We start from the raw sequence: 754 nt of genomic DNA, 5'->3' as shown, positions 1-754 counted from the left end.
GGGGCGGGGGGGGGGGGGGAGTGGTGTCCCCCCCCCCCCTCCCCCTACGCGCAGTTTGACCGTTTCTCCGGGGGAGTTGAGCCGACGATGGCCATGGTGGGCCTGTTCTGGATCGCCGAGGGCGATGTGTACGTGGGCGCGAAGCCGTCGGGCCTCGCGGCGGGGGTGCGGCTGACGCCGGAGGGTGTGGTGGCCCTGGGGGACAAGCAGTCGGCGTTCTACCCCTGGGACGAGGTGCGCGCCCTGACCGTCGAGGACGCCCCGGTGAAGTCCCTCAAGCGCCAGGTGGGCGTCCTGGTGGACATGGCCCTGACGGTGGGCCTTGGCGGCTCGGACGACGCACCGGCGATGACGGTCCGGCTCGCGAGGCCGGAGGCCGAGGAAACGACCCTGACGGCGTACGTGGCAGCGGCAACGGGCTACTCCCAGTCGGAGTACGACCTGTCCCTGACGCTCCTGTCCCGCATGACGGAGGGCGAGGCGACGCTGCGGACGGCGCTGGCGGCGATGGCGGAGTGGGGCCGGGCACGGGAGGGCGGCTCGCCCCGGGGGACGGAGAGGGAGGCACTGCTGCGGGAGTGGGCCGGCGAGGGCGCCGCCTAGAGAGCCTGTCCGAGCCAGGATGCGTGGAATCGCGCGGTGTTCGGGTGGGCATCCCCTCGACGGGGTGCACACCCGAATCGTCAACCGCAGCCGACCGGGTCAGCCCACGTGCCAGCAGGTGGCGTCGAAGTCGTGCACCACGACACTTCCG

At 72.7% G+C, this 754-nt stretch carries 1 protein-coding gene; it reads left to right on the top strand.

Annotated features, from left to right (window positions below):
* Positions 1–87 precede the first annotated feature (87 nt).
* Positions 88–603 (top strand): hypothetical protein, encoded by a 516-nt coding sequence (locus tag ACZ5CR_RS44350; protein ID WP_468869096.1) that lies wholly within the window; start codon positions 88–90, stop codon positions 601–603.
* Positions 604–754 lie beyond the last annotated feature (151 nt).

It is taken from the genome of Streptomyces sp. NPDC031274 (assembly GCF_055570235.1).
Note: the sequence above shows the minus strand (reverse complement) of the source record. Positions and strands in the feature narration are given on the sequence as shown.

Coding starts and splice junctions, on each gene's coding strand:
- ACZ5CR_RS44350 (WP_468869096.1), top strand. CDS start 88: ATGGCCATGGTGGGCCTGTTCTGGATCGCCGAGGGCGATGTGTACGTG.